The 14,911-nt window shown below is 67.4% G+C and carries 14 protein-coding genes; 6 read left to right on the top strand and 8 right to left on the bottom strand.

The window, feature by feature from the left end:
- From AB7O82_RS30800 to AB7O82_RS30780, 5 genes are all read left to right on the top strand, one after another.
- On the top strand, nt 1-876 hold an 876-nt coding region (locus tag AB7O82_RS30800), incomplete at its 5' end, for an LLM class flavin-dependent oxidoreductase (protein ID WP_428620993.1).
- A gap of 28 nt (nt 877-904) precedes the next feature.
- Nucleotides 905-1,342, top strand: coding sequence for a MarR family winged helix-turn-helix transcriptional regulator (locus tag AB7O82_RS30795; RefSeq protein WP_428547206.1), 438 nt, complete (start codon nt 905-907; stop codon nt 1,340-1,342).
- 62 nt (nt 1,343-1,404) lie between these two features.
- Nucleotides 1,405-2,028 (top strand): MSMEG_1061 family FMN-dependent PPOX-type flavoprotein, encoded by a 624-nt coding sequence (locus AB7O82_RS30790; RefSeq protein WP_428547209.1) that lies wholly within the window; start codon nt 1,405-1,407, stop codon nt 2,026-2,028.
- A gap of 7 nt (nt 2,029-2,035) precedes the next feature.
- The gene (locus tag AB7O82_RS30785; protein WP_428620991.1) at nt 2,036-3,139 is read left to right on the top strand and encodes a 5-methyltetrahydropteroyltriglutamate--homocysteine S-methyltransferase; all 1,104 of its coding nucleotides are present in this window, start codon (nt 2,036-2,038) and stop codon (nt 3,137-3,139) included.
- A gap of 9 nt (nt 3,140-3,148) precedes the next feature.
- On the top strand, nt 3,149-4,999 hold the full coding sequence (locus tag AB7O82_RS30780; RefSeq protein WP_428547215.1) for an adenylate/guanylate cyclase domain-containing protein: 1,851 nt from the start codon (nt 3,149-3,151) through the stop codon (nt 4,997-4,999).
- Between the two features lie 145 nt (nt 5,000-5,144).
- Here AB7O82_RS30780 and AB7O82_RS30775 read toward each other — a convergent pair whose 3' ends face one another.
- The 3 genes from AB7O82_RS30775 to AB7O82_RS30765 form a co-directional block, all read right to left on the bottom strand.
- The gene (locus AB7O82_RS30775; RefSeq protein WP_428551980.1) at nt 5,145-5,816 is read right to left on the bottom strand and encodes an aspartate/glutamate racemase family protein; all 672 of its coding nucleotides are present in this window, start codon (nt 5,814-5,816) and stop codon (nt 5,145-5,147) included.
- Nucleotides 5,817-5,876: 60 nt separating this feature from the next.
- Nucleotides 5,877-6,911 (bottom strand): fatty acid desaturase, encoded by a 1,035-nt coding sequence (locus AB7O82_RS30770; protein WP_428551983.1) that lies wholly within the window; start codon nt 6,909-6,911, stop codon nt 5,877-5,879.
- A gap of 137 nt (nt 6,912-7,048) precedes the next feature.
- Nucleotides 7,049-7,819 (bottom strand): NYN domain-containing protein, encoded by a 771-nt coding sequence (locus AB7O82_RS30765; protein WP_428551985.1) that lies wholly within the window; start codon nt 7,817-7,819, stop codon nt 7,049-7,051.
- Nucleotides 7,820-8,097: 278 nt separating this feature from the next.
- Between AB7O82_RS30765 and AB7O82_RS30760 the strand changes: the two genes are divergently transcribed.
- Nucleotides 8,098-9,405: an NtaA/DmoA family FMN-dependent monooxygenase gene (locus tag AB7O82_RS30760; RefSeq protein ID WP_428551988.1), complete on the top strand. Its 1,308-nt coding sequence runs from the start codon at nt 8,098-8,100 to the stop codon at nt 9,403-9,405.
- A 134-nt stretch (nt 9,406-9,539) separates the two neighbouring features.
- Here the strand turns inward: AB7O82_RS30760 and AB7O82_RS30755 are convergent, their stop codons facing one another.
- From AB7O82_RS30755 to AB7O82_RS30735, 5 genes are all read right to left on the bottom strand, one after another.
- Nucleotides 9,540-10,436: an ABC transporter permease gene (locus AB7O82_RS30755; RefSeq protein WP_428620990.1), complete on the bottom strand. Its 897-nt coding sequence runs from the start codon at nt 10,434-10,436 to the stop codon at nt 9,540-9,542.
- On the bottom strand, nt 10,433-11,473 hold the full coding sequence (locus AB7O82_RS30750; RefSeq protein WP_428551994.1) for an extracellular solute-binding protein: 1,041 nt from the start codon (nt 11,471-11,473) through the stop codon (nt 10,433-10,435). Before AB7O82_RS30750 ends, AB7O82_RS30755 begins: the two co-directional genes overlap by 4 nt.
- 28 nt (nt 11,474-11,501) lie before the next feature.
- On the bottom strand, nt 11,502-12,554 hold the full coding sequence (locus AB7O82_RS30745) for an ABC transporter ATP-binding protein (RefSeq protein ID WP_428551997.1): 1,053 nt from the start codon (nt 12,552-12,554) through the stop codon (nt 11,502-11,504).
- Nucleotide 12,555: 1 nt separating this feature from the next.
- Entirely contained in the window at nt 12,556-13,383 is an 828-nt protein-coding gene (locus AB7O82_RS30740) for an ABC transporter permease (RefSeq protein ID WP_428552000.1), read from the bottom strand.
- A gap of 157 nt (nt 13,384-13,540) precedes the next feature.
- Nucleotides 13,541-14,773 (bottom strand): amidohydrolase family protein, encoded by a 1,233-nt coding sequence (locus AB7O82_RS30735; RefSeq protein WP_428552003.1) that lies wholly within the window; start codon nt 14,771-14,773, stop codon nt 13,541-13,543.
- Nucleotides 14,774-14,911 lie beyond the last annotated feature (138 nt).

Raw genomic sequence — 14,911 nt, 5'->3', positions numbered from 1 at the left:
GCCACCACGAAGCTTCGCCTGGCGCCGGCGGTGACGCTCCTGCCGGTGCATCATCCGCTGCACGTCGCCGAGGAATGGGCGACGCTCGACCTGCTGTCCGGCGGACGCGTCGACTTTGCCGCCGGTCGCGGCTACGACCGCAAGGAGTACGAGCCGTTCGGCGCGCCGTTCGAGCAGTCGGCCGAGCTGTTCGCCGAGGGGCTGGAGATCCTGTGGCGCGCCTGGACCGAGACCGGCAAGTGGTCGCACAACGGCCGCTTCTACCAATTCAAGGATGTCGAGGTCCGGCCGAAGCCGGCGCAGAAGCCGCTCAGGCCCTACGTCGCCTGCTTCTCGCGGCCGTCGATGGAACTCGCGGCGAAGAGCGACTGGAACGTGATCTACGCGCCGTTCGCCGCGGCCATGGTCTACGGTTCGCTGGCCGACGCGGTGCGCGTCTACCGCGAGACCTGCGAGGAGGGCTTCAAGCGGCCGATGCGGCGCGCCATGTGCTCCTATTTTGTGCACATCGCCTCGACGCCGGCCGAGGAGCAGTACGGCAAGGAAGCGCTGGTGCGCTACTTCCAGGATGCGCTGATCGCGGCGTTTCCCTCGTCGTCGGGCGAGAAGGTGCCGCCGACCTACAAGTACTTCGTCGACATCGTGAACATCCTGCGCGACATGCGGCCGGAGAAGCTGACCGACAAGTCGATCCTCTGCGGCAGCGTCCAGCACATCGTCGACACGCTGAAGCAGGTCGAGAAGGCCGGCATCGCCGAGGTCATCCTCTACTTCAACTACGGCCAGATCCCGCATGCCATGGTGAAGGAGCAGATGGAGCGCTTCATGCGCGAGGTCGCGCCGCACTTTGCAACCCGGCAGCCTCTCGCGGCCTGACGCGATCGCCCGATTCGGGTTGCCCGATATGGAGCCGCTCGACTCCTACCTGCCCTACCTGCTGAACCGCGCCGGCGCGCGCATCGCGACGGCGTTCGGCGAGGAGGTCAGGCCGCTCGGCGCCACCCTGCAGATGTGGCGGGTGCTTGCCGCCCTGCGCGAGCGCGACGGCCGGCGCATGGGCGATCTATCGGCGACGACGTCGATCGAGGTCTCGACCTTGACGCGGCTGGTCGACGCGATGGAGGCCAAGGGCGTGGTCGCCCGGCGGCGCGCCGCCGACGATGCCCGTGCCATCGTGCTCTTCGTCACGCCGGCCGGCCGGCGGCTGACGCAGCGCATCGTGCCGATTGCCGAGCGCTACGAGCAGGTCGCCCTGGCAGGCTTCAGCGATGCCGAGGCCGAACGACTGAAGGCGGCGCTGCGCCGCCTCTATGCCAACATGGACGGCCTGCGCGCCGATTGAATCGGCCGGCGCGCCGGGCGATGGTGGGGCCCGAACCCGCTGTCAACGAAGGAAGCATGCCCATGGCCCGCCTCGCCTCGCTGGACGACCTGCGTCGCGTCCTGCCCGAGCCACGTCCGACGACCCGCGCCAAGATCCTCGATGCGCTCGACGAGCAGTCGATCGCGTTCCTCGGTCGCTGTCCGTTCGCGCTGGTCGGCACGACGGCTCCCGACGGCACCATCGAGGTCTCCCCCAAGGGCGACGATCCCGGCTTCATCCGCGTCGAGGATCCGCGCACCCTGCTGATCCCCGAGCGCGCCGGCAACAACCTGGCCTTCGGCCTCAGCAACATCCTGGCGACCGGCAAGATCGGCCTGATCGCCCTGGTGCCGGCGACCGGCGAGACGCTGCGCGTGTCGGGCACCGCCGAGATCTTCGACGACGCCGAGCTGGTGGGCTCGCTGAGCTCGCTCGGCAAGCCGGCGCTGCTGGCGACGCGCGTCCATGTCAAGCACTGCTACTTCCACTGCGCCCGTTCGATCGTGCGCGCCAGGCTGTGGGATCCCAAGGCATGGCCGGCGGCCGGCCGGATCTCGTTCGGCAAGATCATCGCACCCCGGGTCGGCGCCGGCGCCGACCTCGCCGCCCAGATCGATGCCGGCGTGGAAGGCGCCTACACGACCCGCCTGTGGTCCAACAGCTAGGCGAGCCGTGGCCAATCCACCGTTTCGCGCCGAAATCGTCGGCAGTCTTCTGCGCCCGCGCACCCTGAAGGAGACGGCGGCGGCGATTGCGCTGGGCAAGGCCGATGCCACTGCCCATGACAGGGTGCTGGAGCAGGAGATTGCCCGGGTCGTAGAGCGGCAGGAGGCGCTCGGCTTCAAGGTGGCGAGCGACGGCGAGTTCGCCCGCACCTCGTGGTTCGGCTTCTTCTTCGAAGGCCTCGACGGTTTCCGCCTGGGGCCCTCGCTGTTCCGCTTTCGCAATCCGACGGGCGAGGATTTCGAATGGCCGACCTGCGTCGCCTCGGGCACCATCCGCCGCCGCAGCCCGATCGCCCTCGCCGAATATCGCCGGCTCGCCAGGATGACCCGCACGGCGCTGCCCAAGGCCACGCTGCCGACCCCGAGCGCTTTCCACTTCTTCCGCTTCACCCAGCCGTTCGAGCCCGCGGTCTACACGCAGGAGCGCTATTTCGACGATCTCGTCGCGGTGTATCGCAGCGAGATCGCCGAGCTGGCGGAGGCGGGCTGCCGCTACCTGCAGCTCGACGAGGTGCCGCTGGCCATGCTGTGCGATCCGCTGGTGCGCGAGCAGGCCAGGACGCATGGCGGCGATCCCGATGCGCTGCTGGACCTTTACGTCGGCGTGATGCGCCGCATCCTCGACGGCCGCCCGCCAGGCATGACGGTCGGCCTGCATCTCTGCCGCGGCAATTTCCGCAGCCGTTGGATGGCCGCCGGCGGCTACGAGCCGGTGGCGGCGCGCCTGTTCAACGACATCCCGGTCGACGTTTTCTTCCTCGAGTACGACAGCGAGCGGGCTGGCGGCTTCGCGCCGCTGCGCCACGTGCCCAGGGACCGCCGCGTCGTGCTGGGCCTGGTGTCCACCAAGACGCCGACCCTGGAGAGCCGCGATGCGCTCGGCCGGCGCATCGACGAGGCCGCCCGTTTCGTCGAGCTCGACCGCCTGGCGCTGTCGACCCAATGCGGCTTCGCCAGCGTCGCCGGCGGCAACCTGATCGACGAGGAGGCGCAATGGGCGAAGCTCGAGCGGGTCGCCGAGACGGCGCGCGCGGTCTGGGGCTCGACCTGACGAAATGCGATGAAGCGCAAGGTCGGCCTGTTCCTGCTTGCGGTGATCACGGCGGTAAGCCTGGGCGCAGCCATCGTGGTGTCGCTCGCCATGTACCGCCTGGTGTCCGACAAGCAGGCCGCCGAGATCCGCAACTTGGAGGCCAGTCTCACCGAGCGGTTCGCCGTGTTCCAGACCATGCTGCGCTCGCAGCATGCCGAGATCGTGGCGCACATGGACAAGGTGCTGCCCGAGATCGTGGCGGAACTCGAGAGGATGGGTCGCACGCCCGCCGAGCTGTCGGTCGCCGAACTCGACCGGTTGGCCAGGAAGTACGGCGTCCAGCACATCTACTTCATCGACAGGGCGCACAAGGTCTTCCAGACCAATCTCGCGAATGACATGAACCTGCAGTTTCCCGAGAGCTCGTTCACGCGCTTCCTGGATTCCGTCTATGGCGCAGGCAAGGTGCTCAACGACGGAATAGACCTGTCGTCGCTCACTGGCACCTTGCGCACCTACAGCTATTTCGGCCCCAAGGAGAAGGACTACATCGTCGAGATCTCGACTGACATTCGCCAAAGCCTGGCCGACGGGGCGTTCGGCTGGATGAGCAAGTTCTTTTTCGAGGACATGTTTTCCGATGCCGTGAGGTCGAATCCCTACGTCAAGGACGTCGACATCTACCTGGTCACCCCGGCGGGCGCGTGGTCCCTGCTTCACGTCGGCGAGAAGCTCGAGCCTGCGCTCGTCGAGCGCGTCGAGAAGAGCCGACGCGAGGAAGTCGTCGACGCCGACGGTCGTCACGTCACCGTCTACAGCGGCGAACAGACCGCCGCCGCCGCCGACCCCGGGCATCCGGTTTCCTCGAAGCTCGTCGTCCGCCGGATCACCTACGATACCGGGTTGGCGCGGCAGGCAGTGACCCAGGTTTTCCTCAGTGCCCTGCTGGTGCTGGCGGCGATGCTGCCCCTCGTGTTCTGGATCGCCTCGCGCCTGCTGCAGCGCCAGCTGCTCGATCCGCTGTTCAAGCTGCGCGGCGAGGCCGGCGCGATCGCCCAGGGCAACCTCGAGCAGGAGATCGCCGACACCGGCCGGCGCGACGAGATCGGCCAGCTGGCCGCAAGCTTCGCCGCCATGCGCGACGCGGTGCGCCGCACCATCCTCGACCTGAAGCACACCAACCAGTCGATCGAGCGCTTCGTGCCGCAGGCCTTCCTGGCGATCATCGGTAAGCCATCGATCGTCGACGTCGAGCTGGGGGACAACAGGCGCCAGGACATGACGATCTTGTTCTCGGACATCCGCAACTTCACGACGCTGTCGGAGCGTATGACACCCGATGAGAACTTCGCCTTCATCAACGCCTTCCTCGAGCGCATGGGACCGGTCATTCGCACGCACGGTGGCTTCATCGACAAGTACATCGGCGACGCCATCATGGCGCTGTTCCATCGTGCGGACGATGCGCTCAAGGCCGGCCTGGAAATGCTGACGGTCCTCGACGGCTTCAACGACGAGCGACGGGCCGCTGGGCTGGCGCCGATCGCCATCGGCATCGGCCTCAACACCGGCTCGCTGATGATGGGCACGATCGGCGAGAAGCATCGCATGGACGGCACCGTGATCGCGGACGCCGTCAATCTCGCCGCCCGGGTCGAGAGCCTGACCAAGGAGTACGGGGTCGAGTTCCTGATCTCGCAATACACCTATGACGCACTCGCCGATCCAGAGGCGTACGACACTCACGCGCGCGACAACGTGGTGGTCAAGGGCAAGACCCGGCCGGTGACGATGTTCGAGGTGCGGCGGCAGAGGGCCAGTCTCCTCCCCAGCTCCGCTGGGGAGGTTTCGCCGTCTGCGGCGACGGAGGGGTCATGAATCATGCGGACCGCGGGCGTCCCGCCCGCTCATGATTCAAATCATGAGCGGGCGGGACGCCCGCGGTCCAAAAGACCATGAGCGCCACGGAGTGGCGCGCTCCCAGCGAAGACCATGACCCCTCCGAAGCCGGAGAGGAAGTGACTCACCCCGCCGACGTGCGGTAGATCGCACTGACGTGAATGTCGGCGCAATCGAGCAGCGGGAAGCCGGGGTCGATTCCCTCGAATGCCAGGAACAGGTCGGTGCCGCCCAGCATGATGGCCTCGGCGCCGCGCTCGCGGCAGAGCTTCTGGCCCTGCTCGACGAAGATCTGGCGCTGCGCGTCATTGACCCGGCCGGCGGTCGCCATGGTGACATAGGCAGTATGGACCTGGTCGAGCGCGTCGCCTTCGGGCAGCACGGCCTCGACAGACGTGAGGCTGCCATAGAGCCGGCTTTCCATCACCGTGCGCGTGCCCATGATGCCGATCCGCTTGAGCCCGCGCCGCCTGATCTCGGCGCCGACCTCGGGAATGGCATTCAGAACCGGCAACGGCGAGATCGCGATCAGCTCGTTGACGCAGAAATGGCCGCCCATCGACGTGATGGCGGCGGCACCGGCGCCGGCCGCCTTCATGCGCCCGACCAGGCGGGCGAAGACCTCGGCCTGCCTGGCGGGATTGCGCTCATTCATGTTGCGCGACATCTCGCGCACGTCGGCATGGCAGATCGTCGCTTCGAGCGGGATGCCGGAGGCGACATGGCGGTCGATCAGGCCGCGATAGTAGAAATCGGTGGCGGCGGGTCCGATGCCGCCGATCAGTCCAATATGCATGACGCCAACTGTGGCGCGTCGGCGTCACGAGGGCAACGCCGCCCGCCGCCGGCTGGTTCGTCAGCCCACCGCCCGGGCTTCGCGGAACGAGACGAGGCGGCCTTGCCTTTCGTCCCACAGCGCGAGGCGCACACAGCGAAAGCTTTCGAGCAGGGTCAATCTGCCGACATCGCGCAGCTCCGGATGCTCGCGCAGCACGCGCGACAGCCGGTAGAACGGGATACGGCTGCACAGATGGTGGACATGGTGCACGCCGATGTCGGCGGTGAACCAACGCAGGAAGGCCGGCAGGTCGTAGTGCGAGCTGCCGTACAAGGCCGCGTCGTGCAGGCTCCAGGCCCCGTCGTTTGCCCAGATCGTGTGCTCGAACTGATGCTGCACGTAGAACATCCAGACGCCGACCGAGGCCGCGAGCAGGACGATCGGCAGGTGGACGAGCAGGAACGGCTTGATGCCAATGAGCCAGATCAGCAGGGCAGCGGTCACCGCGATCGCCAGGTTGGTCGTCATGGTGCTGGCCCATGGCCGCCAGCCTCGCCGCATCGATCCGACCGGCAGGCGCTGCTGCAGGATGAACAGATAGGCCGGGCCGAGCCCGAACATCACCAGCGGGTGTCGGTACAGGCGGTAGCGCAGGCGGCCCCAGAGCGAGCGAGCGCGATACTCGCTCACCGTGAGCGTGCCGACGTCGCCGCGGCCGCGCCGGTCGAGATTGCCGGTGGTGGCATGATGCGTGGCATGCAGCTGGCGCCACACGCCGTAGGGCGTGAAGGTCAGCACGCCGGCGACCCGGCCGAACCAGTCGTTTGCCAGTCGATGGCGGAAGAAGGAGCCATGGCCGCAATCGTGCTGAATGGCGAACAGCCGAACCAGGAAGGCGCCGGCCGCCAGGGCGAGCGGCAGGGCCAGCCAGTAGCCGACGTCGAGGGTGGCCCACGCCAGCACCCAGAGGGCGGTCAGCGGAATGATCGTGAGGGCGATCTCGAGGACGCCGCGGGCAGTGCTGGGTTGCCGGTAACGCGCGAGGATCTGAGTCCAGGCGGTGGCCTCCAACGGGGCCGGCGTCTGGCTTGCGCGGTCTTCATTGCCTCTCAATCGGGAAACCTTCCTGCCCACCCACAGCCCACGACGTTGGGCTGCGTCGGTCGGTTGCTCTTAGGAGGTGGCGGCGATGGCGGCAACGAGACGAATCGTCCAGTCGCCGGAAGCAATGCGGCGGCCGGGTGGCTGTCTCAAGGCGGGTTTGGACGACGCGGGATCGGCCGGGTTCTGGGGACGGCGACGGGCTTGATGCGGATTCGCATGGCCCGGTCCTTCGGCTGGTCGATCTCGAAGGCACCGGTCTTGCGGACGAGGTCGCTCAGCTTGCGAAAGCCGTAGGTGCGGGGGTCGAAATCAGAGGCGATGTTGGAAAGCCGCTGCCCCACCACGCCCAGGCCGACCCAGCCGTCCTCGCTATCCATCTCCGCAATCGCCTTGGTCAGGAGCGGAATGGCCGCGCTCACCGGCTGGCGAGCCCTGACCGAGCCGCCTTCCTCGGGCGTCGCCGGGACTACTTCCGGCAACAGGTTCTCGGTGTAGATGAAGCGTCGGCAGGCTTGGCGGAAGCTCTCCGGCGTCTTCTGAGTGCCGAAGCCATAGACGTCGGCGCCCTCCTCGCGGAGCCGGGAGGCCAGGCGGGTGAAGTCGCTGTCGGACGAGACCAGGCAGAAGCCGTCGAACCGCCGGCTGTGCAGCAGGTCCATCGCGTCGATCACCAGCGCAATGTCGGAGGCGTTCTTGCCCGTCGTGTAGGCAAACTGCTGGTAGGGGTCGATGGCGTAGCGCTGCAGGATGTCGGCCCACGACTTCATGCGTGGGCTGGAAAAGTCGCCGTAGATGCGCCGGACGCTGGCCTCGCCGAATTTGGCGATCTCCTCGAACAGCCCGGCGGCGATGCGCGGCGAGGTGTTGTCGGCATCGACCAGGACGGCAAAGCGGCGCGGGCGAAGGTCATCGGCCATGGCGACAGACTAAGCCGAAGTTCGCTTTTTCGAGAGAGCAAATTCATCTGTTCCGGGGAAGATGGAATGCAATCGACCCGGCAGCGAAGGCGATTGGGCGGGCGGCCCGCGCCAAGGTGGTGCATCCCGGCCCGAACCCTGGCTATATTCCGTCCTCAGTCGGCAATGCGTCGAAGGGAGCTCGTCGTGATGCACCCGGGGAACGGATGGGATGCCCTTCGGCGTGACGGCGCAGTCCCTGCCCCTTGCGCGGCAACGGATGGAGTTCCAGGGCGACGATGAAGGACCATTTCCATCTCGCCTGGTTCTTGTCGCAGGGCTACGGCCCGAAGACATGGCGCTCGCAGTGGCCGGGCAGTGCCAGCGACCTCGCGCGCTGGATGATGCCGGACCTCTTCATCGACCTCGCCAAGGGGCTGGATCGCTGTTGCTTCGACTACATGATCATCGAAGACTCCTCGATGGTGCCCTATACCTACAAGAGCTCGCACGACGTTTATCTGAAGTACGCGGCCAGCACGCCCAAGCTCGATCCCGCCGTGCTGGTCTCCTATCTCGCCCCGGCTACCAGGACTCTCGGGCTGGTGCCGACGCTCTCGACCAGTGAATACCCGCCATATCTGATGGCTCGTCTGGTCAATTCACTCGATCACGTGACGGAGGGCCGGATCGGCTGGAACTGCGTCACCAGCAGCAACGACGGCGCGGCGGAGAACTATGGCCGCGACAAGCACCTGCCGCACGACGAGCGCTACGACGTGGCCGACGAGTTCGCCGACGTGGTGACCCGGCTGTGGGAAGCGTGGGAGCCCGACGCGGTGGTGCTCGACCGCGAGCGGCCCCTGTTCGCCGACGGCGGCAAGGTCCACGCGATCAACCACGACGGCAAGTACTTCAAGGTCCGGGGGCCCCTGAATGCGCCGCGCTCGCCGCAGGGCCGCGTGCCGATCTGCCAGGCGGGTGGGTCGCCGCGCGGCCAGGCCTTCGCCGCGCGCTGGGCCGACACCATCATCACCAACGCGCTCACCGTGGAAGCCATGAAGACGTTTCGCGAGGACGTGCGCCGTCGCGCAGCCGGCTACGGCAGGGACCCCGACAGCATCAAGGTGCTGTTCCTCGCCTATCCGATCGTCGACACCACCGTGGCGGCGGCCATGGAGCGCAGGCGCCTGCAGGCGGAAGAGGATGGACGTCACCTCGACATGAACCTCTCGGGCCTGTCACGGCTGACCAACATCGACTTCTCGAAGTTCGACCTCGACGAGCCCTTGCCGGCAGGCCTCACCACCAACGGCCATCAGTCCTCGCTCGCCGGCTGGATTGGGAAGACGCCGCGTGCGCTCGCCACAGCCACCGGCAGCCGTCAGGGCATCGAGCTGGTCGGCACGCCCGACAGCGTCGCCGGCCGCATGCAGGAGATCATGCAGGAGGTGGGCGGCGACGGGTTCCTGTTCTTCAACACCTATTTCGACCGTCGTTACGTCATGGAAGTGTGTGACGGCCTGGTGCCTGAGCTCCAGCGCCGCGGCCTGGTCCGCAAGGCCTATGCCCACAAGCACCTGCGCGACAACCTGCTCGAGTTCTAGCTTTTCGTTCTCCTCCTCAGCTTCGCTGCTACGAAATGGACACATCCTCGAATTCCTCCCCCGTAAAACGTCGTAAAACGGGGGAGGGTTGAAGATGTGTCCACTTCGTAGCAGCGAGGCTGGGGAGGAGACGCTCAGCTCCGCGCCCTGCGCTGCAGGATCAGGTTGGCGGCGAGCGTCAGTCCCAGGGTCACCGACATCAGCACGAAGGCGATGGCGCCGCCGAATGGCCAGTTGGTTTGCTGGGTGAACTGGTTGTAGACGAGCGGGGCCATCATCTTGAACAGAGGGCCGCCCAGCAGGAAGGGCGTCGCATAGGCGTTCATCGCCAGGATGAAGGTCAGGATGGTGCCCGCGAGGATGCCGGGCATGGCGAGCGGCCACAGCACGCGGCGGAACATGGTGGCGGGCGGCGCCCCCAGGCTGAACGCCGCCTCCTCGACGGCACGGTCGATGCTTTCGATCACGCTCTGCAGCGACAGCACCATGAAGGGCAAATTGACGGCGATGATACCGATGATCACCGCCTTCTCGGTGAACATGATCTCGAGCGGCTTGTCGATCACGCCGAGCCACATCAGGGTCGTGTTGACGAAGCCCTTGGTGCCGAACACGACCATCCAGCCGGCCGCGCGCACCGAGTTGCCGACGAACAGCGGCAGCACGATCAGGATGATCAGCAGGTGCTTCCAGCGGCTCTGCGTGCGGGCCACGACATAAGCGAGCGGAAAGCCCACCACCAGGCACACCGCCGTCACCAGCACGGCGATCTTGACCGTCGTCAGCAGGATCGAGGTGTAGAACGGGTCGGTGAAGAACTTGACGTAGTTGGCGACGGTCAGCGCCTCGACCATCAGCTTCTTGGCCGGCACGAACTCGTTCAGGCTGTAGCGAAACAGGATGGCGAGCGGCGCGAACAGGCTGACGGCGACGAAGATCGTCGCCGGCGTGAGCAGCGCCGTTGCCGTCCAGCCATCGCCCCGTCGCCGGGCGGCGACGGGGGGGCCATGTGCGATCGCCGTGTCGGTCATCCCTTGAACGACTTGTCCCACCACTCCTTGAACGCGGAGTCGTTCTTGGCCATGTAGCCGTAGTCGAGATCGACCAGGCGCTTCTGCTCCTCCTCGGTGAAGCCGATGCGCTCGCGCAGGTCGGGCGCGACCTTGGCGTTCTTGACGGTCGGGTTGTAGCCCATGTCGATGGCGAAGGCCTCCTGGGCCGACGGCGCCAGCATGGCGTCGAGCCAGGCGTAGCCGCCCGCCTTGTTGGGCGCGTTCTTCGGCATGACGAACCCCGAAATGTACATCGGCACGCCCTCCTTGGGTGCCACCGTCGAGACGTTGATGCCGGCGTTCTGCCATTGCACGGCACGCGCCTTCCACATGATGCCGCAGGCGATTTCCTCGGTCTTGAGCGCCTGGGCGAACGCCTCGTTGGAGGGATAGATGCGGGCGCCCGCCTTCTTGCAGGCGATCAGCCGCTCCTTGCCGGGCTCGAAATTGCTCACCGATCCGCCCGACGCCATGCCGGCGGCGAGCATCGTGTACTGGTACTGGATGTCGATGATGCCGAGCTTGGCGCCGTGCTTGGGATCGAGCGTGTCGGCGAAGCTCGCCGGTGCCGCCATCAGCTTGGGATTGTAGAGGATGACCTTGCCCGAAAAGATGTGACCGACGCCGTACGGATACTTCATCGCCGGAATGAGGTTCGCGGCGTTGGGAATCTTGGAGTAGTCGAGCTGCTCGATCGTGCCCTGCTCGTTCATCTCGTACATGTTGGCGGCCGACACGCCCTGGATGTCGGACGTGCCGCGACGCAACGACCTCTCGGCCAGCACCTTGGCGCGGCGCGGCGGATCGTTGGCCTCGTCCTTGACCACGTCCCAGCCCTTGGGCACGAGGATCGGCGTCTCGATGTTCTTGGCCAGCAGCCGCGAATAGTCGCCGCCCCAGGTGCCGACGACGATGCGCTTGTTGTCCTGCGCCAGCGCGGGGAAGGCCGCGCCGGCGGCGAGGGCCGCGCCGCCGCCCAGCAGGCCGCGCCGTTGGATGGTGTATCGATTCGACATTGATGCCTCCTGCATTCCTTGTTTCGGTCTACTCGTTGAATACCTGGCCGGCCGAAGCGGGCCACCCCACGTGCACGGGCCGGCCGACATCCGGCGCGAACCCGCCCTCCCGATTGGCGATTTGCACGATCAGCCGGTCGCTGGGCGACAGGCGGACATGGATGTCGATCTGGGCGCCGAGATACGACACGAATTCCACTGTACCGGGCAGGCTGTTGTCGAGTCCGCCGTTGGCCGTCGGGCCGATCTCGACGCGCTCGGGCCGGATGGCGAGCACGCCGCGACCGGTCTTGCCGCCGCTGCAGGCCAGCGCCAGGCCGCCGTCGCTGCGGAACCGCCCGGGCGCCTCGACCGTGCCTTCGAGGAAGGTGCTGCGGCCGACGAATCCCGCCACGAAGCGGTCGGCCGGCCGCTCGTAGAGGTCGCGCTGGCTGCCGACCTGGCGCACCGAGCCCTCGTTCATCACGACCAGCCGGTCGGCCATGGTGAGCGCTTCCTCCTGGTCGTGCGTCACCATGACGGTGGTCAGCCCGAGCTGGCGCTGCAGCTCGCGGATCTCGACCCGCACTTCCTGGCGCAGCTTGGCGTCGAGGTTGCTGAGCGGCTCGTCGAGCAGCAGCACGTCGGGCCGGATGGCGAGCGCGCGAGCCAGCGCGACGCGCTGCTGCTGGCCGCCCGAGAGCTGGCGCGGCAGGCGGCCGCCGAAGCCGCCCAGCCGCACCAGGGCCAGCGTTTCCTCGACTCGCCGCGCGATGTCGGCGCGGGCGAGCTTGCGCATCTCCAGCCCGAAGGCGACGTTCTGGGCCACCGTGAGATGCGGGAACAGGGCGTAGCTCTGGAACACCATGCCGGCGTTGCGCTTCCACGGCGGCAGCAGCGTGACGTCGTTGCCGGCCAGGCGGACCCGGCCGTCGGTGGGCTCGATGAAGCCCGCGACCATGCGCAAGGTTGTCGTCTTGCCGCAGCCCGATGGTCCCAGCAGGACCACGAATTCGCCGTCGGCGACGTCGAGCGAGACATCGCGCACGGCGTGGAAGTCGCCGTAGCGCTTGACCAGGCGGTCTATGTCGAGCCGGGCCATCTCACACCACCCGGGCGAGCTTGACGTAGCGATCGGTGATCAGCATCGCCCCGGCGATCAGCAGGATCTGCACCACCGACACCGCGGCGATCGTCGGATCGATCTTCCATTCGAGATACTGCAGGATGACGATCGGCAGGGTGGTCCGCCCTGGACCGACCAGGAACAGGCTCATCTCGAGATTGCCGAACGAGGTCACGAAGCCGAACAGCGCGCCGGCGACGATGCCGGGCCGGATGGCCGGCAGGGTGATGCGCCAGAACGTCACCCAGGCGTTGGCCCCGAGATTCTGCGCCGCCTCCTCGGTGCTGCGATCGACGCCGGCCAGGCTCGCCGCGACCAGGCGCACCACCCAGGGAATGACGATCACGGTGTGGCCGGCGACCAGGGCATAGAACGTGCCGAGCACGTCGACGTCGAGGGCGTTCTCGGCCTCGACATGGAACACGTACATGGCGGTGCCCAGCACCACGCCCGGCACGATCAGCGGCATCAAGAGCAGGCTGGCGAGCGGCGTGCGCAGGGGGAACTCGAAGCGCACGACAGAGAGCGCCGCGGGCACGCCCAGCGCCAGCCCGATCAGGGTCGCCAGCACGCCGACCTCGAAGGAGAGCCGGAACCCGTCGACGAATTTGCGCTGGTCGAGGATGGCGGCGAACCATTTCAGGCTGTAGCCCTCGGGCGGGAAGGACGGGATCTCCTGCCGGAAGAACGCGAGCCATACGACGAAGATCATCGGCACGAGGATGTAGAGCAGCGCCAGCGATGCCGCGCCGTTCAACGCCCAGCGCAGCGCGCGGCGGCGGATGATGGCGAGGGCGGCGGTCATGCTCTTCCGGACCGCGGGCGTCCCGCCCGCTCATGCTCATTTGGGCCGCGGGCGTCCCGCCCGCTCATGGTCATTCGGACCGCGGGCGTCTCGCCCGCCTCATGATCATGAGCGGGCGGGACGCCCGCGGTCCGGAAGAGCATGACGTTGTCGCCCATCACAGCACGTTCTTGTGAAAGCGGCCGCCCTTCATGATGGCGGAGAGGTGCGGGCCGCCATCCTTGAACAGGCCGAGATCCTTCAGCGGGTCGCCGTCGACGACCAGCAGGTCGGCGAAGGCGCCGGGGGCGACTACGCCGAGCTTGCCCTCCTGGCAAACCACCTCGGCGCCGATCAGGGTGGCCGAGCGGATGACCTCGATCGCCGGCATGACACGCCCACGGATCTGGAACTCGACGGTCTGCTCGTCCTCCAGCGCGCCCAGCAGGTCCGAGCCGTAGGCCATGCGCACGCCGGCCTTGCGGCAGAGCTCGAGCTCGGCGAAGCCGTACCTCAGCACCTCGTCGTTCTTGTCCAGCATCTCGCGCGGCATGCCGAGCTCGCCGGCGCGCCGCTTCATGGCATCGTAGGCGACCAGGTTGGGCACCATGTAGACGCCCTTCTGCGCCATCAGCCTGGCGGTCGGCGCGTCGACCAGGTTGCCGTGCTCGATGGTGCGCACGCCGCAGCGAACGGCGCGGGTGATCGCCTCCGGCGTGTAGGCATGGGTCAGCACGTAGCGGCCGAAGGCGTGTGCCTCGTCGACCGCGGCGGTGATCTCCTCGACGGTGAACTGCAGCGATTCCAGCGGGTCGTAGGGCGAGGCGACACCACCTGAAACCATGAGCTTAATCTGGTCGGCGCCCTGGCGCATCTGCTCGCGCGCCCCTTTGCGCACGGCATCGGGCCCGTCGGCCAGGCAGCGGATGAACACCATGCCGTTGCAGCACAGGCACGGCGGGCCCACCGTGTCGGTGCGCCGCGTGCGATCGCTGTGGCCGCCGGTCGGGCTGATCGAGCGGCCGGAGATGAACAGCCGCGGGCCGGGGATCAGGCCGGAGGCGATCGCGGTCTTGGTGCCCCAGTCGGCGCCGCCGGCGTCGCGCACCGTGGTGAAGCCGCGATCCAGCATGCGCTTCAGCCGGCCGGCCGAGCGCGCCATCATCAGGGTGAGCGGCACCGCCTCCAGGCGATTGATGTAGACCTCGCTGTGGTGCGTATGCACGTGGCAGTCGATCAGGCCCGGCATCAGGGTGCGCCCGCCGCAGTCGATCACAGTGGCGCCCGCCGCCTTGATCGGCCTGGCCGACGCTTCCTTGATGACGTCGCCTTCGACCAGCACCTCGTAGCCGCCGCGCGCCTCCTTCCAGCGCGGGTCGAGCAGCCGAAGGTTCTTGAACAGGAAGGACATTCAGCGGTCTCCGATCTCATCTCCTCCCCAGCTTTGCTGGGGAGGTGTCGGCGTCTTCGCCGACGGAGGGGTCATGGTCTTCCGGACCGCGGGCGTCCCCCCCGCGCCTGTTACTGAGCGGGCGGGACGCCCGCGGGC

This window comes from Reyranella sp., assembly GCF_050185545.1.
Taxonomy (GTDB): Bacteria; Pseudomonadota; Alphaproteobacteria; order Reyranellales; family Reyranellaceae; genus Reyranella.
This window is presented reverse-complemented; position numbering and strand designations above follow the sequence as displayed.